Here is a 22,758-nt window from a genome sequence, read left to right on the forward strand (position 1 = left end):
GCGCCCGATGAACCGGTCAATCGCACGGCCGGCGCATGCGGCGCCGCGCAGCCGCTACGCGCGCCGCCGGCGAAGGCCGCGTGGAACGGCGGCCCGCGGCTCGCGACCGGCCGCCCGGCGGGCCTGCGGCGGCCGTGGTCCAACCAATCTCACGGCGCGTCGCCGCTGCGCTCGAAGTGGCTGCGCACGTAGTCGATGTGGGTCTGCATCGCGGTGCGCGCCTCCTCGGGCCGGTGCGCGCAGATCGCGTCGCAGACCACCTGGTGCTGCAGCAACAGCAGCTCGGATGCCTGCGCGTCATGCGTCGTCATCCCCGCGACGTTGATCGAGATGTGCTCGCGCAACATCCCGATCACGCTCGTGTGCAGGTGCAGGAACATCGTGTTGTGCGATGCAAGCGCGATCGCCTCGTGCAGCTTCGCGTCGGTCGCGGCTTCGACGGCCGCGTCGTCGTTCGCGTGCGCGGTTTCGAGCTCGCGCAGCAGCGTGCGGATCCGGCGCCGGTCGTTCGCGTCGGCACGCAGCGCGGCGAAATACGCGGTCGCGCCTTCGAGCACGCGGCGGAATTCGAGTATGTCGTCGCGCAGCGCCGGGTGGTCGGCGACCAGCTGGCCCCACGGCGACGCGATGCCCGCGCGCAACTGGTCCGTCACGTACACGCCCGCGCCGCGCCGGCTCTGCAGCAGCCCGCGCGCGACGAGCCGCTGGGTCGCCTCGCGCACCGTATTGCGCGCGACACCGTACTGCTGCGCGAGCACGCGCTCGGCCGGCAGCCGCGCGCCGGCCGGCCACGTGCCGTCGAGCAGCGCCGTCTCGATCTTGCGCATCACCACTTCGGTCCGGCCCCGTGCCGTCATCGCCGCCATCGCCGTCTCTCCATCCGGAATACCCGTCACGCCGATTGGCCCAACCAATTTGAGCTGCGGCGCCGTCGCGGGAATTATGCAGCGAAATCGTCGTCCCGCATTCGCATGCCGGGCCGGCGCCCCTGGAGCGAGACATGAACGAAAGGCACTACCCCGCCGCGGCCCCCGCGCACGTCTATCTGTTCGCGACCTGCCTGGTCGACCTGTTCGTCCCCGAAGCCGGGCTCGACGCGGTCCGCCTGCTGGAACGCGAGGGCCTGACCGTCCACTATCCGCGCGGCCAGAGTTGCTGCGGGCAGCCGGCCTACAGCAGCGGCAATCCCGACGAAGCGCGCCGCGTCGCGGCCGCGCAGCTCGACCTGTTCGCGAAGCCGTGGCCCGTGATCGTGCCGTCCGGCTCGTGCGCGGGCATGATCCGGCACCATTGGCCCGCCCTGTTCGCCGACGATCCCGTGCACGGCCCGCAGGCCCGCGCGATCGCGGAGCGCACCTACGAACTCGCCGAATTCCTCGTCCACGTGCTCGACGTGCGGCTCGACGCCGTCACCGCGAACGCCGGCCCGGACGAGCGCGTGGTGCTGCACACGTCGTGCGCGGCCCGCCGCGAGATGGGCACGCGCATGCACGGCGTCGCGCTCGTCGACGCGCTGCCGGGCGTCACGCGCATCGAACATGAACGCGAGTCCGAATGCTGCGGCTTCGGCGGCACGTTCTCGCTGAAGCATCCCGACATCTCCGGCGCGATGGTGCGCGACAAGGTCGCCTCGGCCTGCGCGACGGGCTGCGACCGGCTCGTGTCGGCGGACTGCGGCTGCCTGCTGAACATCGGCCACGCGGCCGACAAGGCCGGCGCGGCGCTCCCCGTCGAGCATCTGGCGAGCTTCCTGTGGCGCCGCACGGCCGGTGCCGGCTCGCTGCGCGGAGATTCGCAATGAGCGCGCGCGACGCCATCCTCGCGCGCCTGCGCGCCGCCGCCCCCGGCGTCGCCGCCAGTGCCGCGCCCGCGCTCGATGCGCGCATCGACACGCATTACGCGGCGTGGCGCGCGGCGATCGCCCCCGATCCCGACGCCCTCGCGCAGGCGATGCAGGCCGCGCTCGCCGCGTCGCATGCCGAGGTCTGGTGCGCCGCCGCCGACGCATGGCCCGCCCAGCTTGCCGCGCGTCTGGCCGACGCCGGCGTGCGCCGCCTGCTGCTCGACCCGGCCCGCCCCGAAGCCGCGGCCCTCGCGCGGGCGCTGCCCGACGCGGTCGCGCCGGTGCCGTTCGACCGGCCGATCGACGCCTGGAAGGCCGAGCTGTTCGACACGATCGACGCGGGCTTCACCGTCGCGCGCTCGGGCATCGCGGCGACCGGCACCATCGTGCTCGCGCCCGATGCCGGCACGCCGCGCACGGTGTCGCTGGTGCCGCCGCTGCACGTCGCGCTCGTGCATGCGAACACGCTGCATGCGGACCTTCACGCGGCCGTGCACGCGGAGCGCTGGCACGCCGGCATGCCGACCAACGTCGTGCTGGTGTCGGGCCCGTCGAAGACCTCCGATATCCAGCAGACCCTCGCGTATGGCGCACACGGGCCGCGCAACCTCTGGGTCGTGATCGTCACCGAACCGACCGCAACCGCTTGCGAGGACCTGCCGCGATGAGCGACCAACCGCTGCAATTCGTCGCCCCCGGCGACTTCAAGGCCCGCGCGCGCGCCGCGCTCGACGATCCCGCGCTGCGCCGCAGCTTTCGCGGCGCGATGGACTTCCTGCAGGGCAAGCGTGCGACCCAGTTCCCCGACGACACCGAATTGCAGCAGTTGCGCGATGTCGGCGAAGCCGTGCGGCAGCACGCGCTCGCGCAACTGCCCGCGCTGCTCGAGCGGCTGGAGGCGACGCTCACCGCTGCCGGCGTGCACGTGCACTGGGCCGACACGGCCGCCGACGCGAATGCGATCGTGCTCGGCATCGCGCAGGCGAACAAGGCGCGCCGCGTGATCAAGGGCAAGTCGATGGCGAGCGAGGAAATCGAGCTGAACCATTACCTCGCGGATTACGGCGTCGACTGCATCGAGTCCGACATGGGCGAGTTCATCGTGCAGCTCGCGGGCGAGAAGCCGTCGCACATCGTGATGCCGGCGATCCACAAGACGCGCGGCGACATCGCCGAGCTGTTCGAGGCACACATTCCCGGCACGCGCTACACGGAGGATGTCGACGAGCTGATCCAGACCGGCCGGCGCGCGCTGCGCCGCGCGTTCGCGGAAGCCGACATCGGCCTGTCCGGCGTGAACTTCGCGGCGGCCGACACGGGCACGCTGTGGCTCGTCGAGAACGAGGGCAACGGCCGGCTGTCGACCACCGTACCCGACACGCACATCGCGATCATGGGGATCGAGAAGGTCGTCGAGAAACTGGAACACATCGTGCCGCTGTCGAGCCTGCTGACGCGCTCGGCCACCGGCCAGGCGATCACGACCTACTTCAACCTGATCTCGGGCCCGCGCCGCGACGGCGAACGCGACGGCCCGCGCGAGCTGCATCTCGTGCTGCTCGACAACGGCCGCACGCAGGCCTACGCGGACGAACAGCTGCGCGCGACGCTGCAATGCATCCGCTGCGGCGCGTGCATGAACCACTGCCCCGTCTATACACGCATCGGCGGCCACGCATACGGGACCACCTACCCGGGCCCGATCGGCAAGATCATCTCGCCGCACCTGCTCGGCCTCGACGCGACGGCGGACTTGCCAACCGCGTCGACGCTGTGCGGCGCGTGCGGCGAGGTGTGTCCGGTCCGGATTCCGATCCCGCAACTGCTCGTGCGGCTGCGCACCGAGGCGAACCGCAAGCCCGACGAAGCCGTCGCACATCCGCTGCGCGGCCAGGGCGCGAACTACAACCGCGCGGAAGACCTCGTGTGGCGCTTCTGGTCGGGCGCGTTCGCGCATCCGCGCGCGTATCGCGCGTTCCGCTGGACCGCGACGCGGCTGCGCGCGCTGACGCCGGCAAAGCAAATGGGCTGGACGCAGCATCGCACGCCGCTCGAGCCAGCGCCGCGCAGCCTGGCCGACCTGCTGCGCGCACGCGGCCAGCCCGAATAGACCACCCCGCTTTCAACCCGTACCGATAGCAATCCATGGAGGAGACACCCATGCAGGTTTGGCATCAGATCTACACGCCGCTCGGCAGCCTCGGGCTGTCGGCGTTCGTCGCCGCGATCCCGATCATCTTCTTTTTCATCGCGCTCGCCGCGCTACGGCTGAAGGGGCACGTCGCCGCGGCGATCACGCTGCTGCTGTCGCTCGGCGTCGCGATCCTCGCGTACGGCATGCCCGTGCCGCAGGCGCTCGCGGCGGCCGGCTTCGGCTTCGCATACGGCCTGTGGCCGATCGCGTGGATCATCGTCGCGGCCGTGTTCCTCTACAAGATCGTCGTGAAGACCGGCCAGTTCGACATCATCCGCGCTTCAGTGCTGTCGATCACCGACGACCAGCGGCTGCAGATGCTGCTGATCGGCTTCTCGTTCGGCGCGTTCCTCGAAGGCGCCGCCGGCTTCGGCGCGCCCGTCGCGATCACGGCCGCACTGCTCGTCGGCCTCGGCTTCAAGCCGCTGCACGCGGCGGGACTGTGTCTGATTGCAAACACCGCACCGGTCGCGTTCGGCGCGATGGGCATCCCGATCATCGTCGCCGGACAGGTGACCGGCATCGACGCGTTCCACATCGGCGCGATGGCCGGCCGCCAGTTGCCGCTGCTGTCGCTCGCGGTGCCGTTCTGGCTCGTGTTCATGATGGACGGGCTGCGCGGCGTGCGGCAAACCTGGCCGGCCGCGCTCGTCGCCGGCGGCAGCTTCGCGATCACGCAGTACTTCACGTCGAACCATATCGGGCCCGAGCTGCCGGACATCACGTCGTCGCTCGTCAGCCTCGTGTCGCTCGCCGCGTTCCTGAAGGTCTGGCAGCCGAGCAGCGCGAAGCAGGCGGCAGGCGGCCTCGTCGCGTCCGGCGGCGGCGCGGCGCTCGCGGGGTTCGGCGCGGGCGGCAACGGTTCGGGCACGCATCGCCAGGCGTCGCCTTACACGCTCGCGCAGACCGTGCGCGCGTGGTCGCCGTTCCTGATCCTGACGGCCGTCGTCACCGTGTGGAGCATCGCGCCGTTCAAGGCGCTGTTCGCCGCGCACGGCGCGCTTGCGTCGACCGTCCTGAAGTTCCACGTGGCCGGCCTCGACCAGCTCGTTATGAAAACCGCGCCGATCGCCGCGACGCCGAAGGCGCTCGACGCGGTGCTGAAGATCGACCTCGTGTCGGCGGTGGGCAGCGCGATCCTCGTGACCGCGCTGATCTCGATGGCGCTGTTGCGGATGAAGCCGCGCGACGCGCTCGTCACGTTCGGCGAGACGCTGAAGGACCTCACGCGTCCGATCCTGTCGATCGGCCTCGTGCTCGCGTTCGCGTTCGTCGCGAACTACTCGGGGATGTCGTCGACGCTCGCGCTGATGCTGGCCGCGACCGGCGCCGCGTTTCCTTTCTTCTCGCCGTTCCTCGGCTGGCTCGGCGTGTTCCTGACCGGCTCGGATACGTCGTCGAACGCGCTGTTCTGTTCGCTGCAGCAAGCGACCGCGCACCAGCTCGGCGTACCCGAGACGCTCGCCGTCGCCGCGAACACGACGGGCGGCGTGACCGCGAAGATGATCTCGCCGCAGTCCATCGCGGTCGCGTGCGCGGCGACCGGCCTCGTCGGCAAGGAGTCGGAGCTGTTCCGCTTCACGGTGCGCCACAGCCTGCTGTTCGCGGTGATCGTCGGCCTGATCACGCTCGTACAGGCCTACGTGCTGCCGGGGATGGTGCCGTAAGCCAGCGGCGCAGCCGCTTTCCGGGCCCCGAAAAACACAACCCCACGCCCGAAAGAGCGTGGGGTTGTGTTCATCCCGGGCGCCGGACGGGGCCGGCGCATCAGGCAGCGATCAGCTGCCCTTCGTGATGCGATCCTGGATGTGCTGCGCACGGCTCGCCGACGACGGGTGCGAGCTCATCATCGAGCTCTTGCCGCCATCGAGCTGCGCGAGCTTCTGGAACGCGGTGACGAGGCCCTTCTGGCTCATGTTCTTCTGTTTCATCAGATCGAACGAGTAGTCGTCGGCCGCGCTTTCCTGGGTCTGCGAGAACTGCGCGTTGATGAACTTCTCGGTGATGTCGCCGAGCTGCGAGCTCGTCAGGGCCGCGACGCCCGGCGATGCCGCGCCGGCCGCGCTGCGTGCCGCGCTGACCGCGTAGGCGGTCTGCATCGCCTTCTTCGAGTGACCCAGCGCGACGTGGCCCATTTCATGACCGATCACGCCGCGGAGTTCGTCGTCGTTCATCATGTCCATCAGGCCGCTGTACACGCGCACGCAGCCGTTGCCCATCGCCCACGCGTTGACGTCCTTGGTCACGTAGACCTTGTAGTTGATCTTCTGGCCGTTCAGCGTCATGTCGCCGAAGCCCTTCATCACCTTCGTCAGGCGCTTCGAGTACGCGCTGTTCGGCGCGGCGATCTTCGATTCGGCGTCGCTCGCCTTGCACGAGTCGTTCGACAGCGCCGCGATGTCGCTGTCCGACAGCGTCGCCGCCTTGAACAGGTTGGTCCCCGCCGACGTCAGGCTGTTCGCGTCGAGACTCTGCACGCCACCGCATGCGCTCAACAGGAACGCCATGCCACACGCTGCCGCCGCTTTCTTGATATGCATCCCGGATCCCTCGGTAGTTGTATTTGGAAGCGGCGATTTTGCATAATCCGGCAGAAAATTACCAGATGTTTACATCGAATGACAGCTTGATTACTGACCGATACGGAATGAACGACGCGATTGCTCAGCCGATTGAAGGCAAACGGGCCATCAATCGCCGCGGCCGGACGACCGGCTGAACGCGGAACGCGACCGGCGCATGAGCCGCCGCGCGACCAGCATCGGCAGCCGCACCACGAAACCGGCGAACAGCCGCAGATGCATCCACACGAGCAGCGCGTTGTCGCGGCCATAGTGGAAATGGGACACGCCGCCCTCGTGCGCGCCGAAGTAGCGCACCGGCGCTTCGATGCGGATCGGCCGCACGCCGGCCCAGCACAGCCGCACGGCGGCTTCCGGATCGAAGTCGAAGCCGCGCATCCACGGCTGGCGATGCATGATCGCCGCGAGGGGCACGACCGGGTACACGCGAAAGCCGTACAGCGAATCGCCGATCCCTGCCCACAGCGTCTCGAGGTCGGCCCATCCGTTCGACAGCCGGCGGCCCTGCACGCGCAGTTGCGGCGCGCTCGCGTCGAACTTCGGCAGGCCCAGCACCATCGCGTCCGGCGCCGCCTGGGACGCGGCCATGAATTCGGGAATCAGGTCGGCCGGATGCTGGCCGTCGGAATCCATCGTCAGCACGTGCGTGAAGCCGCTCGCGGCCGCCGCGTCGAGCCCGGCCAGCACCGCGGCGCCCTTGCCGCGGTTCTCCGGCAGCACGATCACGCGCAGCCCGGGGTCGCGCTCGGCCATCGCCTGCAGCCGCTCGGCGCTGCCGTCGGTGCTGCCGTCGACGACGACCCACACCGGATTCCACTGCGCGCGGGCGTTGCGCACGGTCGTGTCGACCTTGACGCCCGGGTTGTAGCTCGGAATCAGCACGAGATGGGTGGACGAGGCGTTCAGCTTGGACATGGGAACGGCCGATTGCGAAGACGAGGATCCTGACAAAAGTTTATGACCTGCAGGCGACTGCCGACAGGCTTCGTCGACGCCGCCCGCGCGCGGCGACGGTTCGCGCAGCGACAGGCCCGCGCGCTTCACGACAGGTGCTCCAGCGGATGACCGGCGCTCGCCTCGATCTCGACCAGCAGATCGTCGCGGCACACGTCCGCGTGGACGAACAGCGGCCGCACGTCGGGGCCGGTCGCATCGCGCAGCACGCGCTCGATCGCGGCGAGCGCCGCGGCATCGCCGGCGTCGCGCACGTAGACGCGGTAGCTCAGGTCGGCGAGCGCGAACGGGCCGTGCCCCTGCCGCGCGGCCTGCTCGAGCACGGCGGCCAGGTTCGCGATCGTCTCGCGCGTTTGCGCGACGACGTCGCCGCGATGCACGGTGCGATGCCCGACGATGCTGGCGGTGCCCGACACGAACAGCAGCGGCGCGGCATCGCCGCCGCGCCATGCGGCCGCGCGCGCGAACGTCGGCGCACGCGGGCCGTATTCCGACGGGTAGTGATACGCGCTGACCTGGCGCGGGTTCTCGACCGGATCGGCCGGCGTGCGGCTCGCGATGAAATGAATCGCGAGCGGCGCGGCCGGCGGCGTGTCGCCCGCGACCGGCACGACCGAACCGAGCGCGCAGGCGGCCGGCACGCCGCCCGTCAGCGCGCGGCGGCACGCGTCGAACGCGCGCTGCCTGCCGATATTGAACTGACGATAGCGCTCGATCCCGAACTGCTGCGCGTTGATCGCCGGCACGGTGTTCCAGATCCGCAGCGGATGCGGGATGCCGAGCGTATCGAGCACGTCGAACAGCGCGCGGTACGCATCGTGTGTCGCGCGCTCGAGCGGCGTGCCGCCGTCGCGATCCGCAGCGGCCGCTTCGTGCGCTTCGTGCACGACGATGCTGCCGAACACGAGCCCCGCCGTTTCGCTGTAGCGATACTGCAGCGCGCCGCGTCGCTCGCTGCGCAGGTCGGACGCGTCGCATTGCCAGATTTCGCAGACCGCACCGGCGCGTGCATGGCCGCCGGCATCGAGCAGCGCCATCTGCACCGGCGCGAGCGGCAGGTCGGGCGCGGCGGCGGCGAGCATACTCGCCATCGCATCGGCCGGCGCCCCGGCCGCGCCGATGCAGACCGCGCCCAGCGCGCCGGGAAACACGTGGTCGAATGCGTCGCCCCGCTGCTGCGCAGCGTGCAGCAGCGCAGCCAGCCGCGCATGATCGATCTGGACGAGTCGCAACGCACGGTTGCCGCCGTTCGCCGCGGGCGAGCGGCCCGCTCGCGATGCGGCGGGTGCGGCGGCCATGTGTCCGCGTGCGACCGCGTTCGTGGCGGACGACGGGGAACACGCTCGCCGTTCGGCGTCGACTGGATGCACTGACACTTCGATTTCCTCACTATGCTGCGCAGGCTCGCGGCATCGTCGCCGCGCGCCGCGTTGCGCGCCGTTGCTTCGCGTCAAGCCGACGCCGCGCGCGTCGTCATGCGAGCCCGCCGTTGACGGACAGCACTTGCCCCGTCACATAGGCGGCCGCATCGGATACCAGATACGCGACCATCGCCGCGACTTCGTCGGGCCGGCCCGCGCGTTGCGCCGGCACGAGCTGCTTGATCCGTTCGGCGGTAAACGCGTGGTCGGCCATCGGCGATTCGATGATGCCGGGCGCGACCGCGTTCACGGTAATGCCGCGCGACGCGAGCTCCAGCGACAGCGACTTCGTCGCGCCGATCAGCCCCGCCTTCGCGGCCGCGTAGTTAACCTGCCCGCGGTTGCCGGTCACGCCGGCGACCGACGCGATGTTGACGATCCGGCCGCGCCGCGTGCGGATCATCGGCAGCAACAGCGGCTGCGTCACGTTGAAAAAACCGTTGAGCGTCACGTCGATCACGCTGTGCCATTGCCGGCGCGACATGCCGGCCATCGGCGCGTCGTCGTGAATGCCCGCGTTGTTGACGAGGATCTGCACTGGTGCGTCGTCGACGAACGGCGCGAGCGCGGCGAGCGTCGCATCGGCGTCGGTCACGTCGAACGCAATCGCATGCGCGGTGCCGCCGGCCGCGACGATCTGCTGCGCGACGGCTTGCGCCTGCGCGAGATTCCGGTTCGCGTGCACCCAGACTTCATGGCCGGCCTGCGCGAGCGTCGTGCAGATCGCCTGCCCGAGTGCGCCGCTGCCGCCCGTTACGAGCGCCCGCATCGCATTGCTCCGTTCATCGCGTTTCCCCTCGATCGACGCGGCGGCGGTTCGTCCAGCAACCGCCGTTGCGTACCGTCATCCTCTGCGCGCCGCCGTCACTTCGTGCAATGCGCGGCGACGTACGTTGCAAGCGCGCCGAGCGTCGCGAAGATCTTCTGGTTGTCCGGATTGTCCGAGCGCAGCTCGAAGCCGTACTTCTTCGAGATCAGCAGCGCGATTTCCAGGATGTCGATGGAGTCGAGCCCGAAGCCCTCGCCGTACAGCGGGGTCCCGGCCGTCACCGTGTCGAGCGGGACGTCTTCGAGATTCAGTTCGCCGATGATCAGCGTGGCGAGCTCTTGTTCCAGTGCGTTCATCATGCTTGCGGGCAGGCGGCCCATGGCAGCGGGAGGCGCCCGGAAACGGCAACCGTCGTGCACGCACGGCGCGAGCGAAGCGCGCGCGAATCTCCGTCCCTCCGGCGTCTGCCGGCTTCCCCGCCTGCGTTATTGGGGGTCGTTTGTAAAAGTTACGCGGATTCTAGACGATGGGTATCGGCACGTATACCGCGAATGGTTACAGACTGAAGGGCCTCCGCCGCGGCCGGTTTCGGGCCCCGATCGCAGCAGACGCTTGAGCCGCTTCGGGCGGAAATGAATCGCCGCCGCAAAAGCTTCAGTGCGCTGCCATACATTCGGTTACAAAACCCGGCCGCGCCCGCCTCGAACCGCCGCGCCGGGGCCCTAAAATGTGCATGCACGACAGCCGGCCCGGACAAACATCCCGGCCGCCATTCATATGATGTTTGACGGCCCGACCAACGCGTCCGGCCTCCGATCCGCCCGATGTTTCCAGCAACCATGCCGCGCCCGTCCGTTCGCCTCGCCCCGGTTTGCCCGCCCGTCCGCCGCCGTGCCGCGGCGGCCGGCGGCAACGCGCACCCGCGCCGCGCGCCCGGAGCGCCGCGATGAGCACGCCGCTCGACATCGCACGCGGCGCCGGCGCGGTCGCCGCGGTGGCGGCGTACCAGATCGGCGCGCATTACGCGGCCGCGACGCCCGGCGCGCACGGCTTCGGCCTCGCGATGGCGCTCGTGCCGCCGCTGCTGCTCGCGCTCGGCGCGGCACTGCGCTCGCCGAAGCGCGCATGGCTCGTGCCGGCGTGGCTGCTGGCCGCCGTCGCGCTGTGGGCCGCGCGCATCCCGCTCGCGCGCCATTTCGAATGGGGCCTGTATCTGGAGCACGCGAGCTTCAACCTCGCGATGGCGCTGCTGTTCGGCCGCACGCTCGCGGCCGGCCAGGTGCCGCTGTGCACGCGCTTCGCGACGATGATCCACGGCACGATCACGCCGGCCGTCGCGCGCTACACGCGGCGCATCACGCTCGCATGGACGCTGTTCTTCGTCGCGATCGCCGTCGTGTCGACGCTGCTGTTCGCGACCGCGCCGATCGTCGCGTGGTCGACGTTCGCGAACTACCTGTCGCTGCCGCTCGTCGCCGTGATGTTCGCCGCCGAGCATGCGTGCCGGCGCTTCGCGCTGCCGCACGACGCGCGGCCGCGGATGGTCGACGCGGTGCGCGCGTACCGCGCGTCGACGCAGCCGTCACGATGAATTCATGGCCGGCGCGGCGCCGCATCGCGGCCGCGCCGGTGACCACCTCCCGCTTCAACCGATTTATGCCGACTCACCCGCTGGTATTCCACTCCTCGCCGGACCAGACGATCGCCTGGCGCGACGGCACGCCCGTCAGCGTGCGCACGTTCGTCGCCGACGTCGCGCGCGTGGCCGCCGCGCTGCCCGCCGGCGGCCACGTGTTCAACGTGTGCCGCGACCGCTACCGCTTCGCGGTCAGCCTGTGCGCGGCGCTCGTCGCCGGCAGGATCAGCCTGCTGCCGTCGACGCACACGCCGGAGATGGTGCGCCAGCTCGCGTCGTTCGCACCGGACGCGTTCTGCCTGCACGACGCGCCCGACTGCGCGATCGACCTGCCGCGCTTCGCGTATCCGGACGCCGCACCCGGCGCGCTCGCCGACGACGCCCCATTCGTCGTGCCCCGGATCGACGCGTCGCGGATCATGGCGTACGTGTTCACGTCCGGCTCGACCGGCGCGCCGGTGCCGCACCGCAAGACGTGGGGCTTCCTGGTCGGCTGCGTGCGTGCGGCGGCCGATCGCCTCGGCCTGCTCGACGGCCGCGCGGCCACGCTGATCGGCACCGTGCCCGCGCAGCACATGTACGGTTTCGAGTCGACAGTGCTGCTCGCGCTGATCGGCGGCCTCGCGTTCAGCAACCGCCAGCCGTTCTACCCGGTCGACATTCGCGATGAACTCGCCGCGATCCCGCAGCCGCGCGTGCTCGTCACGTCGCCGATCCACCTGCGCGCACTGCTGTCGGCCGGCCATGCGCTGCCGCCGGCCGCGCTCGTGCTGTCGGCCACCGCGCCGCTGTCGGAAAAACTCGCATGCGAAGCCGAAGCCGCGCTCGCTGCGCCGCTCGTCGAGATCTACGGCAGCACCGAGACCGGCCAGATCGCGACGCGCCGCACGTCGCAGGGCGCCGCCTGGCAACTGTTCCCGGACATCCGGCTCGACGCGCGCCTGGCGCCTGACGCCGCGGACGACGACGGCGGCCCGACCGTGTGGGTGTCGGGCGGGCACGTCGAAACCCCCGTGCCGATGGGCGACGCGCTCGAGTTGCTCTGCGACGGCCGATTCCTGCTGCACGGCCGCAAGGCGGACCTCGTCAACATCGCCGGCAAGCGCACGTCGCTCGCCTATCTGAACCATCAGCTGAACGCGATTGCCGGCGTCGTCGACGGCGTGTTCTTCATGCCGGACGAAGCCGCCCCGGCCGACGCCGATGCGACCCTCGAACCGGTCACGCGCCTCGTCGCGCTCGTGGTCGCGCCGACACTCGCCGCGGCCGATCTGCAGCGCGCGCTGCGGGAACGGATCGATCCCGCCTTCATGCCGCGTCCGCTCGTGTTCGTCGACGTATTGCCGCGCAACGAAACGGGCAAGCTGCCGCGCGACGTGCTCGCCGCGCTCGTCGCACGGCACACGCGCGCCGCCGCGGCCGATGTGCGCGAGCGTGCCGCGACACACGCGCCGCTCGCGTTCACGATTCCCGCCGATCATCCGGCGCTGCCCGGCCATTTCCCCGGTCATCCGATCGTGCCGGGTGTCGTGCTGCTCGATCACGCGCTCGCCGCGCTCGGCGCGTCGCTGAATCGCCCGCTCGATACGTGGCGGCTGGCTTCCGCCAAATTCCTGAGTCCGGTCGCGCCGGGCGAACCGCTCGATCTCGCGTTCGACGCGGCGGCCGGCGGCACGATCCGCTTCACGCTGCGCGCGGGCGCGCGCGACGTCGCGACCGGCGTGCTGTCCGCGCCGCCGGCCGCACAAGAAGGCGCTCAGCCATGAAACGCAACGCGTGGGCCGAGCGCCAGGAACGCAGCAACGCGGGGTTGCTGCGCGCGATGACCTGGATCTCGCTGCGTTTCGGCCGGCGGCCGTCGCGCATCGTGCTGCATGCCGTCGCAACCTATTTCGTGCTGTTCTCGCCGGTCGCGTGCGCGGCGTCGCGCGACTACCTGCGCCGCGTGCTCGGCCGTCCCGCGCGCTGGCGCGACGTGTACCGGCACGTGTTTACGTTCGCGGCGACGATCCACGACCGCATCTACCTGATGAACGGCCGCTTCGACCTGTTCGACATCCGGCTGCACGGCGAAACGCGGGTCGACGCCGCGCTCGCCGGCGGGCGCGGTGCATTCCTGATGGGCGCGCATCTCGGCAGCTTCGAAGTCGTGCGCGCGATCGGCCGCACGCGTCCGGACCTGCGCGTCGTCGTCACGATGTTCGAAGAGAATGCACGCAAGATCAACGCGACGCTCGCCGCGGTGAACCCGGCCGCGACGCCGGAAGTGATTCCGCTCGGGCAGGTCGACTCGATGCTGAAGGTGCGCGAGCGCCTCGACGCGAACTGCATGGTCGGGATGCTCGCCGACCGCACGCTGCTCGACGACGCGGCCGCGTCGCTGCGGCGGCTGCCGCTGCTCGGCGCGCCGGCCGCGTTCCCGCTCGGGCCGCTGTACATGGCCGCGATGCTGCGGCGCCCGGTGCTGTTCATGACGGGCCTCTATCGCGACGGCAACCGCTACGACGTGCACTTCGAGACGCTCGCCGATTTCTCCGACGTCCACCGCGACGCGCGCGCGGCGGCTGTCGATGCGGCGCTCGCGCGCTACGTCGAGTTGCTCGACAGGTATTGCCGCGCGGCCCCGTACAACTGGTTCAACTATTTCGATTTCTGGCAGACCGGCGACGCCGCCGCGCGCCGCGACGCTGCGCGCGCGTGCACCGACCTGTCCGCCACGAGGGATTCCGACGCATGACCGCCGTTCGCCGCTTCTTGCCGATGTTCCTGCTGCCGTCTCCGCTCGCGCTGCGCCGCGCCGCGCGCACGTTCGCCGTCACGGCCGCGTGCGCGCTCGCCTTGCCCGCGCACGCGGCCGACACCGCTTCCGCGTGGACCCTCGACCGGCTGATGTCGACGCTCGCGCAGCACAAGTCCGGGCGCGCGACGTTCACCGAGACGAAGACGCTGTCGATCGCCGCGCAACCGGTCGAATCGTCGGGCGAGCTCGTGTTCGTCGCCCCCGACCATCTCGAGAAGCACACGCTGAGCCCGAAGCCCGAACATCTCGTCGTCGACGGCGACATGCTCACCGTCGAGCGCAACAACCGCAAGTACACGCTCGCGCTCGCACGCTATCCGGAACTCGGCGCGTTCATCGACAGCATCCGCGCGACGCTCGCCGGCAACCGCTACGCGCTCGAGCAGGTCTACAAGGTCGCGCTCGCCGGTCGCGGCGACGACTGGACGCTGACGCTCACGCCGCTCGACTCGCGGATGCTGAAGGTCGTCAGCACGATCACGCTCGAAGGCTCGCGCGACGTGTTGCGCAGCGTCGCGATCCGGCAGGCCGACGGCGACCATTCGACGATGCGCCTGCAACCCGTCCCGGCGAACTGATGGACGAACGCACCCGGCCGCCCGCCCCCGTCACGGTCCGCCCGCCCGTGTGGACGCAACGCGCCGTGCTCGCGTGGCTGCTCGCGCTCGTCGCATGCGGAATCGCGATCGCCCGCGCGAACTTCACGGCCGACCTGTCGGCGTTCCTGCCGAGCGCGCCGAGCGCCGGCCAGCGCGTGCTGGTCGATCAACTGCGCGACGGCATCGTGTCACGGCTGATCCTCGTCGCGATCGACGGCGGCGATGCGGCCACGCGCGCCGCGCTGTCGCGGCGCGTCGCCGGCACGCTGCGCGCCGACCGGCAGTTCTCGGCGATCAACAACGGCGAAGCCGTGAACGACGCGCGCGACCAGCAGTTCGTGTTCGACCATCGCTACCTGCTGAGCCCGGCCGTCACGCCGCGGCGCTTCAGCACGGACGGCCTGCATCAGGCGCTCGGCGACAGCCTCGACCTGCTGAGCTCGTCGGCGGGCCTCGTCGCGAAAGCGATGCTGCCGCGCGACCCGACCGGCGAAGTGACCGCGCTCGTCGACCAGCTCGACAGCGGCTCGCAGCCCGCGCTGCGCGACGGCGTGTGGGCATCGCACGACGGCACGCGCGCCGTGCTCGTCGTGCAGACGGCCGCCGCGGGCGCCGACACCGACGCGCAGGCACGTGCGATCGACGCGGTGCGCCGCGCGTTCTCCGCCGCGACGCAGACGCTGCCGAACCCGGCCGCGTACACGCTCGCGATGACCGGCCCCGGCGTGTTCTCGGTCGACACGCGCGACACCATCCGGCACGACGTCGAGCGGCTGTCGACGGCGAGCGTCGCCCTGATCGTCGCGCTGCTGCTGACCCTGTACCGCTCGCCGCGCACACTCGCGCTGGGGCTGCTGCCGGTGCTCACGGGCATCGCGGCCGGCATCGCGGCGGTCAGCCTCGCGTTCGGCACGGTCCATGGGCTGACGCTCGGCTTCGGCACGACGCTGATCGGCGAAGCAGTCGACTATTCGATCTACCTGTTCGTGCAGTCGGCGCAGGCCGGCGCGCGCGGCACCACGCGCCCCGTCGACGCGACGCGTGCATGGGTCGCCGCGTACTGGCCGACGATCCGGCTCGGCGTGCTGACGTCCGTGTGCGGCTTCGCGTCGATGCTGTTCTCGGGCTTTCCGGGCCTGGTTCAGCTCGGCCTGTATTCGATCGTCGGGCTGACGGCCGCCGCGCTCGTCACGCGCTTCGTGCTGCCGCACCTGCGCGGCCAGCACGTCGCGATTCGCGACGTGTCGCGCGTCGGCGCGGCGCTCGCGCGGGCGGCCGCCGTGGCGCCGCGGCTGCGCTGGCCGCTCGCCGTGCTCGTGCTCGCCGCGTGCGCGACCCTCGTGCTGCATCGCGACGGCCTGTGGAGCCGCGAGCTCGCGGCGCTGAGCCCCGTTCCCGCCCGTGCGCAGGCACTCGACGCACGCCTGCGCGCCGACGTCGGCGCGCCGGACGTGCGCTACCTCGTCGTGATTTCCGCGCCGACCGAACAGGCCGCGCTCGAACGCGCGGAACAGGTCGCCGCGCAATTGCAGCCGCTCGTCGACCGCGGCGCGCTCGCGGGCTTCGAAAGTCCCGCGCGCTACCTGCCGAGCGACGCCGCGCAGCGCGCGCGCCAGGCGAGCCTGCCGGACGCGGACGTGCTTGCCGCGCGCATGCGCACGGCTGTCGCGAACCAGCCGATCACGGTCAGACCCGAGCTGTTCGCACCGTTCATCGCCGATGTCGAAGCCGCACGCCGCGCGCCGCTGCTCACGCGCGCGGACCTGCGCGGCACGTCGATGGCGCTCGCCGTCGACGCGCTGCTGACCGAGCATGCGGGCCGCTGGAGCGCGATGCTGTCGTTGCGCGCGCCGGACATCGCACGCACCGCTTCGGCGGCCGCGCCGGCGCTCGATGCCGCGCCGATCCGCGCGGCCGTCGCGCGTGCCGGCGTGCCCGATGCGCTGTTCGTCGACCTGAAGGCCGAGGCTGACCGCCTGTACATGAACTACGTGCACGAGGACATCCGGCTGTCGCTCGCGGGTTTCGCGGCGATCGCCGTGCTGCTGCTGATCGCGCTGCGCTCGCCGCGCCGTGTCGTGCGCGCGCTCGCGCCGCTGGTCGCGGCCGTGCTGGTGGTGACGGCCGGCTTCGCGCTCGCCGGCGTGCAGTTGACGATCCTGCACCTCGTCGGAATGCTGCTGATCGTCGCGGTCGGCTCGAACTATGCGCTGTTCTTCTGCAAGCGCGACGACGCGCAACCGGTCACGCCGCACACGCTCGTGTCGCTCCTGATCGCGAACCTCGCGACGGTCGCCGGCTTCGGCCTGCTCGCGCTGTCGCGCGTGCCGCTGCTCGAAACCTTCGGGCTGACCGTCGGCCCCGGCGCGATGCTCGCGCTCGCGTTCGCCGCGATCCTGGCACCGCGCGCCGGGGCGGCAGGCTGCCCTCATCGTGATTCGACAGGAGGTCGCGCATGAACGCGCCGTCGTCCGTTCCGCCTCGCCAGCCCGGCGATGCGCGCCGCTGGAAACCGACCCCGCTGATCGCGGGCACGGCCGCGCTGCACGCGGGTGCGCTCGCGGCCGTGGTCGCGCAGCCGGCCGCCTGGCCGTGGGCCGCCGGCGGCGTGGTCGCGTCGCATCTCGCGCTGACCGCGGCCGGCCTGTGGCCGCGCAGCGCGCTGCTCGGGCCGAACTGGACGCGCCTGCCGGCAGGCGCCGGCCGCCGGATCGCGCTGACGATCGACGACGGCCCGGACCCCGACGTCACGCCGCGTGTGCTCGACCTGCTCGATCGCTACGACGCGCGCGCGACGTTCTTCTGCATCGGCGATCTCGCGCGCCGCCATCCGCGGTGGGTCGAAGCGATCGTCGCGCGCGGCCACGCGGTCGAGAACCACAGCCAGCGACACCGGCATACGTTCTCGCTGTCGGGCCCCGCCGCGCTGCGGCGCGAGATCGCGGCCGCGCAGCAGACGCTGACCGAGATCGCCGGCACGCGCCCGCGCTTCTTCCGCGCGCCGGCCGGCCTGCGCAATCCGTTTCTCGAGCCGGTGCTGTGCGAGCTCGGCCTGCAGCTCGCCAGCTGGACGCGCCGCGGCTTCGACACGCGCGCGCACGATGCGGGCACCGTCACGCGCCGCTTGCTGAACGGCCTGGCGCCGCGCGACATCCTGCTCGTCCACGACGGCCACGCGGCGCGCGATACGCGCGGCGAACCGATCGTGCTGGACGTGCTGCCGGCATTGCTGCGCGCGGCCGCCGATGCGCGGTTGCACTGGACCACGCTGCGCGCCGCGCTCGCGCCCGAACCGTCCGGCCAGCCGGGCATGGCGGCCCCCCCGTTTGATAAAATCTGACCATGCCCGGCGCGCCCGCCAGCCCCGCTGCGGCGCCCGTTCCGGCCACCGGATACGACCCTCGTGAAACCTCTCCTGCTCTCGCACTTCACCGCCACCAGCTGTATCGGCCGCGGCCTCGATGCGACCCTCGCCGCGCTGCGCCACGCGCGCGGCGGGCTCACGCCGTGCGACTTCGAACGCGCCGATCTCGACACCTGGATCGGCGCCGTGGACGGCGTCGATGCGCAGCCCGTGCGTGCGGATCTTGCCGACTTCGACTGCCGCAACAACCGCCTCGCGCAGCTCGGCCTCGTGCAGGACGGCTTCGACGCGCACGTCGCGGCGGCCGTGTCGCGCCATGGCGCCGCGCGCGTCGGCGTGTTCGTCGGCACGAGCACGTCCGGCATCCTCGAGACCGAACGCGCGTACGAGCAGCGCGATCCGGCAAGCGGCGCGCTGCCCGCCGGGTTCCGCTACGCGCACACGCACAACCCGTATTCGCCGGCCGCGTTCGTGCGCGCGTATTTCGCGCTGCGCGGGCCGGCGATGGCGATCTCGTCCGCGTGTTCGTCCGGCGCGAAGGTATTCGGCTCCGCGCGCCGGATGATCGAAGCGGGGCTGATCGATGCGGCCGTCGTCGGCGGCGTCGATTCGCTGTGCCTGACGACGCTGTACGGCTTCAATTCGCTCGAACTGCTGTCGCGCCGGCCGTGCCGGCCGTTCGACGTCGCGCGCGACGGCATCTCGATCGGCGAAGCCGCCGCGTTCGCACTGCTCGAACGCGTGCCGGATGCGCCCGCCACGCTCGACGACGACGCGATCCTGCTGCTCGGCATCGGCGAATCGAGCGATGCGCATCACATGTCGTCGCCGCATCCGGAAGGGCTCGGCGCGCGCGTCGCGATCGAACAGGCGCTTGCGTCGGCCGGCCTCGATGCAAGCGACATCGACTACGTGAACCTGCACGGCACCGCGACGCCCAGCAACGATGCCGCCGAGAGCCGCGCGGTAGGTGCGCTGCTCGCGCGCACGCCGTGCAGCTCGACGAAGGGCGCGACCGGTCACACGCTCGGTGCGGCCGGCGCGCTCGAGGCAGTCGTCGCCGCGCTCGCGCTGCGCGAGCAGTTCGTGCCGGCCGGCGTCAACACGACGCAACCCGACCCGGCGCTGGCCGCCGACTACGTGCTCGCGAGCCGCGAGGCGCGCGTGCGTGCGGTCCTGTCGAATTCGTTCGGCTTCGGCGGCACGAACTGCAGCCTGATCCTCGGCCGCGCCGAGCATGCGAGCCGCCGGGAGCCGACATGACCCTCACCGCCTTCATCGAAAGCATCGGTCTCGTCGGGCCGGGACTGAACGACTGGCCGCACGCGGCCGACGTGCTCGCGGGCCGCGCGGCCTATGCGCGCGCGCGCACCGTGCTGCCGGCGCCCGCCAGCCTGCCGCCGGCGGAGCGCCGCCGTACCGGCCCCGTCGTACGCGTCGCGCTCGCGGTCGGCCTCGAAGCGGCAGCCGCGAGCGGGCGCGATGCCGCCACGCTCGCGACCGTGTTCAGCGCGTCCGGCGGCGACGGCCAGAACTGCCACGCGATCTGCGAGACCCTCGCCGGCGACGATCGCCACCTGTCGCCCACGCGCTTTCACAACTCGGTGCACAACGCGCCGGCCGGCTACTGGAGCATCGCGACCCGCGCGATGGCGACGTCGAACGTGCTGTGCGCGCACGACGGCAGCTTTGCCGCGGGCCTGCTCGAAAGCCTGTGCCAGGTCGTGGTCGATCGCGTGCCGAGCCTGCTGATCGCGTACGACACCGACTATCCGGAGCCGCTGCACGCGGTGCGGCCGATCGTCGATGCATTCGGCGTCGCGCTCGTGCTCGCGCCCGACGCGAGCGAACGCACGCTCGCGCGCATCGACGTGCAGCTCACCGACGCGCCGGCGACGACGCTCGCGAACCGCGAACTCGACGCGCTGCGTACCGGCAATCCGGCCGCGCGGGCGCTGCCGCTGCTCGACGCGCTCGCCGCGCGGCGGGCAACGCGCGTCGTGCTCGACTATCTGGAAGATACGCGCGTGCAGGTCGATATCGCACTGCCCGATGCCACCGCGGAGCACACGCAATGACGACGCCCTGCTCGACGCCGATGCCGCCGTCGACGGCGACGCTCGATCGCGCATGGATCGCCGCGCACATTCCGCACGACGGCGCGATGTGCATGCTCGATCGCGTCGAAGCATGGGATGCCGCACGCATCCGCTGCAGCGCGACGAGCCACCGCGATCCCCACAACCCGCTGCGCTCGCGCGGCCGGCTCGCGTCGGTCTGCGGAATCGAATATGCGGCGCAGGCGATGGCCGTGCACGGCGCGCTGCTCGGTGCGCTGCTCGGTGCGCAACCGGCGCAGATGGAACCTGCGCGGCCGCGCGCCGGCTACCTCGCGAGCGTGCGCAACGTCGACGCGTTCGTCGACCGGCTCGACACGTTCGAGCTGCCGCTGACCGTCGACGCCGAACGCATCGGCGGCGACGACCGCTCCGTGTTGTACGGCTTCACGCTGCGCTGCGCCGAGCGCGTGTTGCTCAGCGGCCGCGCCGCGGTGATGCTCGATGCATCGGCGGCCGGCGCATTCGTTCCGCCGCCTGCGGGCCGCGCGGACCCTCGATGAATTTGCCCCAAGGAAACCAGGTCGTGAAAGCACGTCAGTTCATTTGCACCGCGTTCGTTCTCGCGCTGATCAGCCCGATCGCGCACGCGGACATGTCGGAAGTGAAGCAGGACATCAAGCGCGATTCGAAGGAAGCCGCACACAAGACCGGCGAAGCCGCGCGCAGCTTCGGCCACGCGACCGCGAGCGCCGCGAAGACGGTCGGCCACGGCATCGCGCACGCGTCGCGCGAGGGCTGGGATGCCACCAAGCGCACGACGAAGCGGGTCTTCCACAAGAACGATTCCGGCGAAGGCGCGCGGAAGAGCGATTGAGTAAGGGTGTCCCGCGCACCGCAAGCGGGATGAACGGGATGCGGCACGGCGCGTGAACGCGCCGGTGCCGCACCGCCGCCGTCATCGCGCGCCGCCGCGCGTGCGGCGCGCCGGCCCGCGCGCGAGGCACTTGCCGTACGCGACCAGCCAGCAATCGCGATGATCGAAGTTTCGCAGCAGCCGCGCGCGGCGCCGCTCGAGCCAGTGAAGCGCGATCGCCATCGTCAGCGCGACGGCCAGTGCCGAGCCGCCGATCGCGAGTCCCATCCAGGTGTCACCCATGCCTCCTCCGGAATGCGAGGCCGGTGCGGCGTGCGTGCCGCGACGCGGTAGCCGGAGCGCGGGCGCGCACGACCCGCCGCATGCGCGGCGAACCTGCGTCCGTGATCCGTCACCGCGCGCCTGCGCGCCGCCCCGGCGCTGGATACAGCGGGAGCACGGCCCGGACGCGCGCGCGAACGCCGCCCGGGCCGCCGCGCGTCAGTGCATGTGCTGGCCGCCGTTGATCGCGATGTTCGAGCCCGTCACGAAACCGGCCTCCTCCGAGCACAGATACGCGACCAGCGCCGCGACTTCCTCGGGTTGACCGAGCCGTCCCGCCGGAATCTGCGGAAGGATCTTCGTATCGAGGATGTCCTGCGGGATCGCCGTCACCATCTTCGTCGCGAGATAGCCCGGCGATACCGTATTCACCGTCACGCCCTTGCGCGCGATCTCGAGCGCGAGCGATTTCGTGAAGCCGTGCATGCCGGCCTTCGCGGCCGCGTAGTTGGTCTGGCCGACCGAGCCCTTCGAGCCGTTCACCGAAGCGATGTTGACGATGCGCCCCCAGCCGCGCTCGACCATGCCGTCACAGACCGGCTTCGTCATGTTGAACACGGAATCGAGGTTGGTACGGATCACCGCATCCCAGTTGACCTTGTCGAGCTTGCGCAGCGTCATGTCGCGCGTGATGCCCGCGTTGTTCACCAGGATGTCGACCGGGCCGACGTCCCGGACGATCTTCTCGATGCATTGCTGGCACGAATCGTGGTCGGCCACGTCGACCGGATACGCGTGGAATTCGCGACCGGCCGCATGCATCTCGGTCAGCCAGCGATCGGCGCCGGTGTTGTTCGGCGAATACGTGACGACGACCTGGTAGCCAGCATCGTTCAACCGGATGCTGATCGCTTCGCCAAGACCGCCCATTCCACCCGTCACAACTGCAATTCGCTTAGTCATCCTATAAATTACCGACAAAAAAGTAAACAATGGTGCGGGGCGACGGCATGGCACATGCTGCCGCCCCACCGCTGCGGTGCGCTGGCGCCCGCAAGGCGGGCATCGGCGCATCGGAACATCACGCTTGTTGTTGGTTGCTTGTTCCGCGCGAAGGTTGCTGCACACGCGAGCGGCACTGGCCGGCGCCGCACGCGTGCAATCTCGTCAGACCCTGCTCAACCGCGTTCGACCGCGAGTGCGACGCCCATCCCGCCGCCGATGCACAGCGACGCCAGCCCGCGCTTTGCATCGCGCTTGGCCATCTCGTGCAGCAGCGTCACCAGGATCCGGCAGCCCGACGCGCCGATCGGGTGACCGATCGCGATCGCCCCGCCGTTCACGTTCACCTTCGACGTGTCCCAGCCCATCTGCTTGTGCACCGCCAGCGCCTGCGCCGCA

22 protein-coding genes and 1 pseudogene are annotated in these 22,758 nt (G+C 70.9%); 14 read left to right on the plus strand and 9 right to left on the minus strand.

The window, feature by feature from the left end; genetic code table 11:
* Positions 1 to 149 precede the first annotated feature (149 nt).
* Complete coding sequence (locus U5771_RS01875) at positions 150 to 866, minus strand: FadR/GntR family transcriptional regulator (protein WP_322022370.1); 717 nt, start codon at positions 864 to 866, stop codon at positions 150 to 152.
* Positions 867 to 1,000: 134 nt separating this feature from the next.
* On the opposite strand from U5771_RS01875, the gene U5771_RS01880 reads away from it, so the two are divergent.
* The 4 genes from U5771_RS01880 to U5771_RS01895 are packed head-to-tail and all read left to right on the plus strand — an operon-like array spanning position 1,001 to position 5,704.
* Positions 1,001 to 1,801 carry a (Fe-S)-binding protein gene (locus U5771_RS01880; RefSeq protein WP_322022371.1) on the plus strand — a complete coding sequence of 267 codons (801 nt, stop codon included), beginning with the start codon at positions 1,001 to 1,003 and terminating at the stop codon, positions 1,799 to 1,801.
* A complete protein-coding gene (locus U5771_RS01885; protein WP_322022372.1) occupies positions 1,798 to 2,511 on the plus strand; it encodes a LutC/YkgG family protein in 714 nt (237 codons plus the stop codon). The genes U5771_RS01880 and U5771_RS01885 overlap by 4 nt, the downstream gene beginning before the upstream one ends.
* The gene (locus U5771_RS01890; protein ID WP_322022373.1) at positions 2,508 to 3,953 is read left to right on the plus strand and encodes a LutB/LldF family L-lactate oxidation iron-sulfur protein; all 1,446 of its coding nucleotides are present in this window, start codon (positions 2,508 to 2,510) and stop codon (positions 3,951 to 3,953) included. Before U5771_RS01885 ends, U5771_RS01890 begins: the two co-directional genes overlap by 4 nt.
* Positions 3,954 to 4,003: 50 nt before the next feature.
* Positions 4,004 to 5,704: a lactate permease LctP family transporter gene (locus tag U5771_RS01895; protein ID WP_322022374.1), complete on the plus strand. Its 1,701-nt coding sequence runs from the start codon at positions 4,004 to 4,006 to the stop codon at positions 5,702 to 5,704.
* Positions 5,705 to 5,815: 111 nt separating this feature from the next.
* On the opposite strand, the gene U5771_RS01900 is transcribed toward U5771_RS01895, so the two are convergent.
* The 5 genes from U5771_RS01900 to U5771_RS01920 all read right to left on the minus strand — a co-directional run bounded on the left by U5771_RS01900 (position 5,816) and on the right by U5771_RS01920 (position 10,143).
* Positions 5,816 to 6,577 carry a M48 family metalloprotease gene (locus U5771_RS01900; protein ID WP_322022375.1) on the minus strand — a complete coding sequence of 254 codons (762 nt, stop codon included), beginning with the start codon at positions 6,575 to 6,577 and terminating at the stop codon, positions 5,816 to 5,818.
* 150 nt (positions 6,578 to 6,727) lie between these two features.
* On the minus strand, positions 6,728 to 7,534 hold the full coding sequence (locus tag U5771_RS01905; RefSeq protein WP_322022376.1) for a glycosyltransferase family 2 protein: 807 nt from the start codon (positions 7,532 to 7,534) through the stop codon (positions 6,728 to 6,730).
* 125 nt (positions 7,535 to 7,659) lie between these two features.
* Positions 7,660 to 8,949 (minus strand): endoribonuclease L-PSP, encoded by a 1,290-nt coding sequence (locus tag U5771_RS01910; RefSeq protein WP_322022377.1) that lies wholly within the window; start codon positions 8,947 to 8,949, stop codon positions 7,660 to 7,662.
* Between the two features lie 97 nt (positions 8,950 to 9,046).
* A complete protein-coding gene (fabG, locus tag U5771_RS01915; protein WP_322022378.1) occupies positions 9,047 to 9,763 on the minus strand; it encodes a 3-oxoacyl-ACP reductase FabG in 717 nt (238 codons plus the stop codon).
* 95 nt (positions 9,764 to 9,858) lie between these two features.
* Entirely contained in the window at positions 9,859 to 10,143 is a 285-nt protein-coding gene (locus tag U5771_RS01920; protein ID WP_322022379.1) for a phosphopantetheine-binding protein, read from the minus strand.
* A gap of 566 nt (positions 10,144 to 10,709) precedes the next feature.
* Between U5771_RS01920 and U5771_RS01925 the strand changes: the two genes are divergently transcribed.
* The 10 genes from U5771_RS01925 (at position 10,710) to U5771_RS01970 (ending at position 21,096) form a co-directional block, all read left to right on the plus strand.
* Positions 10,710 to 11,354: a hypothetical protein gene (locus tag U5771_RS01925; protein WP_322022380.1), complete on the plus strand. Its 645-nt coding sequence runs from the start codon at positions 10,710 to 10,712 to the stop codon at positions 11,352 to 11,354.
* A 65-nt stretch (positions 11,355 to 11,419) separates the two neighbouring features.
* A complete protein-coding gene (locus tag U5771_RS01930; protein WP_322022405.1) occupies positions 11,420 to 13,165 on the plus strand; it encodes an AMP-binding protein in 1,746 nt (581 codons plus the stop codon).
* The gene (locus U5771_RS01935) at positions 13,162 to 14,136 is read left to right on the plus strand and encodes an acyl-CoA synthetase (protein ID WP_322022381.1); all 975 of its coding nucleotides are present in this window, start codon (positions 13,162 to 13,164) and stop codon (positions 14,134 to 14,136) included. The genes U5771_RS01930 and U5771_RS01935 overlap by 4 nt, the downstream gene beginning before the upstream one ends.
* Positions 14,133 to 14,777: an outer membrane lipoprotein carrier protein LolA gene (locus U5771_RS01940; RefSeq protein WP_322022382.1), complete on the plus strand. Its 645-nt coding sequence runs from the start codon at positions 14,133 to 14,135 to the stop codon at positions 14,775 to 14,777. Before U5771_RS01935 ends, U5771_RS01940 begins: the two co-directional genes overlap by 4 nt.
* The gene (locus tag U5771_RS01945) at positions 14,777 to 17,257 is read left to right on the plus strand and encodes an MMPL family transporter (protein ID WP_322022383.1); all 2,481 of its coding nucleotides are present in this window, start codon (positions 14,777 to 14,779) and stop codon (positions 17,255 to 17,257) included. The genes U5771_RS01940 and U5771_RS01945 overlap by 1 nt, the downstream gene beginning before the upstream one ends.
* Complete coding sequence (locus U5771_RS01950) at positions 17,254 to 18,138, plus strand: polysaccharide deacetylase family protein (protein ID WP_322022384.1); 885 nt, start codon at positions 17,254 to 17,256, stop codon at positions 18,136 to 18,138. The genes U5771_RS01945 and U5771_RS01950 overlap by 4 nt, the downstream gene beginning before the upstream one ends.
* 63 nt (positions 18,139 to 18,201) lie before the next feature.
* Positions 18,202 to 19,425, plus strand: a complete 1,224-nt coding sequence (locus U5771_RS01955; protein ID WP_322022385.1) for a beta-ketoacyl-[acyl-carrier-protein] synthase family protein — start codon at positions 18,202 to 18,204, stop codon at positions 19,423 to 19,425.
* Positions 19,422 to 20,240, plus strand: coding sequence for a beta-ketoacyl synthase chain length factor (locus U5771_RS01960; protein WP_322022386.1), 819 nt, complete (start codon positions 19,422 to 19,424; stop codon positions 20,238 to 20,240). The genes U5771_RS01955 and U5771_RS01960 overlap by 4 nt, the downstream gene beginning before the upstream one ends.
* Positions 20,237 to 20,782, plus strand: coding sequence for a hotdog family protein (locus U5771_RS01965; RefSeq protein WP_322022387.1), 546 nt, complete (start codon positions 20,237 to 20,239; stop codon positions 20,780 to 20,782). Before U5771_RS01960 ends, U5771_RS01965 begins: the two co-directional genes overlap by 4 nt.
* Positions 20,779 to 21,096: a hypothetical protein gene (locus U5771_RS01970; protein ID WP_322022388.1), complete on the plus strand. Its 318-nt coding sequence runs from the start codon at positions 20,779 to 20,781 to the stop codon at positions 21,094 to 21,096. Before U5771_RS01965 ends, U5771_RS01970 begins: the two co-directional genes overlap by 4 nt.
* 81 nt (positions 21,097 to 21,177) lie before the next feature.
* On the opposite strand, the gene U5771_RS01975 is transcribed toward U5771_RS01970, so the two are convergent.
* The 3 genes and pseudogenes from U5771_RS01975 to U5771_RS01985 all read right to left on the minus strand — a co-directional run.
* Positions 21,178 to 21,378, minus strand: coding sequence for a hypothetical protein (locus U5771_RS01975; protein WP_322022389.1), 201 nt, complete (start codon positions 21,376 to 21,378; stop codon positions 21,178 to 21,180).
* Between the two features lie 198 nt (positions 21,379 to 21,576).
* Positions 21,577 to 22,320 (minus strand): acetoacetyl-CoA reductase, encoded by a 744-nt coding sequence (phbB, locus tag U5771_RS01980; RefSeq protein WP_124612566.1) that lies wholly within the window; start codon positions 22,318 to 22,320, stop codon positions 21,577 to 21,579.
* A 215-nt stretch (positions 22,321 to 22,535) separates the two neighbouring features.
* Positions 22,536 to 22,758 (minus strand): annotated as a pseudogene (locus U5771_RS01985) (acetyl-CoA C-acetyltransferase); the annotation flags it as partial.

Source organism: Burkholderia sp. BCC1977, assembly GCF_905339595.1.
Lineage (GTDB): Bacteria > Pseudomonadota > Gammaproteobacteria > Burkholderiales > Burkholderiaceae > Burkholderia.

Coding starts and splice junctions, on each gene's coding strand:
- fabG (WP_322022378.1), bottom strand. CDS start 9,763: ATGCGGGCGCTCGTAACGGGCGGCAGCGGCGCACTCGGGCAGGCGATC.
- phbB (WP_124612566.1), bottom strand. CDS start 22,320: ATGACTAAGCGAATTGCAGTTGTGACGGGTGGAATGGGCGGTCTTGGC.
- U5771_RS01875 (WP_322022370.1), bottom strand. CDS start 866: ATGGCGGCGATGACGGCACGGGGCCGGACCGAAGTGGTGATGCGCAAG.
- U5771_RS01925 (WP_322022380.1), top strand. CDS start 10,710: ATGAGCACGCCGCTCGACATCGCACGCGGCGCCGGCGCGGTCGCCGCG.
- U5771_RS01920 (WP_322022379.1), bottom strand. CDS start 10,143: ATGGGCCGCCTGCCCGCAAGCATGATGAACGCACTGGAACAAGAGCTC.
- U5771_RS01900 (WP_322022375.1), bottom strand. CDS start 6,577: ATGCATATCAAGAAAGCGGCGGCAGCGTGTGGCATGGCGTTCCTGTTG.
- U5771_RS01945 (WP_322022383.1), top strand. CDS start 14,777: ATGGACGAACGCACCCGGCCGCCCGCCCCCGTCACGGTCCGCCCGCCC.
- U5771_RS01890 (WP_322022373.1), top strand. CDS start 2,508: ATGAGCGACCAACCGCTGCAATTCGTCGCCCCCGGCGACTTCAAGGCC.
- U5771_RS01960 (WP_322022386.1), top strand. CDS start 19,422: ATGACCCTCACCGCCTTCATCGAAAGCATCGGTCTCGTCGGGCCGGGA.
- U5771_RS01975 (WP_322022389.1), bottom strand. CDS start 21,378: ATGGGTGACACCTGGATGGGACTCGCGATCGGCGGCTCGGCACTGGCC.
- U5771_RS01930 (WP_322022405.1), top strand. CDS start 11,420: ATGCCGACTCACCCGCTGGTATTCCACTCCTCGCCGGACCAGACGATC.
- U5771_RS01950 (WP_322022384.1), top strand. CDS start 17,254: ATGAACGCGCCGTCGTCCGTTCCGCCTCGCCAGCCCGGCGATGCGCGC.
- U5771_RS01935 (WP_322022381.1), top strand. CDS start 13,162: ATGAAACGCAACGCGTGGGCCGAGCGCCAGGAACGCAGCAACGCGGGG.
- U5771_RS01880 (WP_322022371.1), top strand. CDS start 1,001: ATGAACGAAAGGCACTACCCCGCCGCGGCCCCCGCGCACGTCTATCTG.
- U5771_RS01970 (WP_322022388.1), top strand. CDS start 20,779: ATGAATTTGCCCCAAGGAAACCAGGTCGTGAAAGCACGTCAGTTCATT.
- U5771_RS01895 (WP_322022374.1), top strand. CDS start 4,004: ATGCAGGTTTGGCATCAGATCTACACGCCGCTCGGCAGCCTCGGGCTG.
- U5771_RS01905 (WP_322022376.1), bottom strand. CDS start 7,534: ATGTCCAAGCTGAACGCCTCGTCCACCCATCTCGTGCTGATTCCGAGC.
- U5771_RS01940 (WP_322022382.1), top strand. CDS start 14,133: ATGACCGCCGTTCGCCGCTTCTTGCCGATGTTCCTGCTGCCGTCTCCG.
- U5771_RS01965 (WP_322022387.1), top strand. CDS start 20,237: ATGACGACGCCCTGCTCGACGCCGATGCCGCCGTCGACGGCGACGCTC.
- U5771_RS01885 (WP_322022372.1), top strand. CDS start 1,798: ATGAGCGCGCGCGACGCCATCCTCGCGCGCCTGCGCGCCGCCGCCCCC.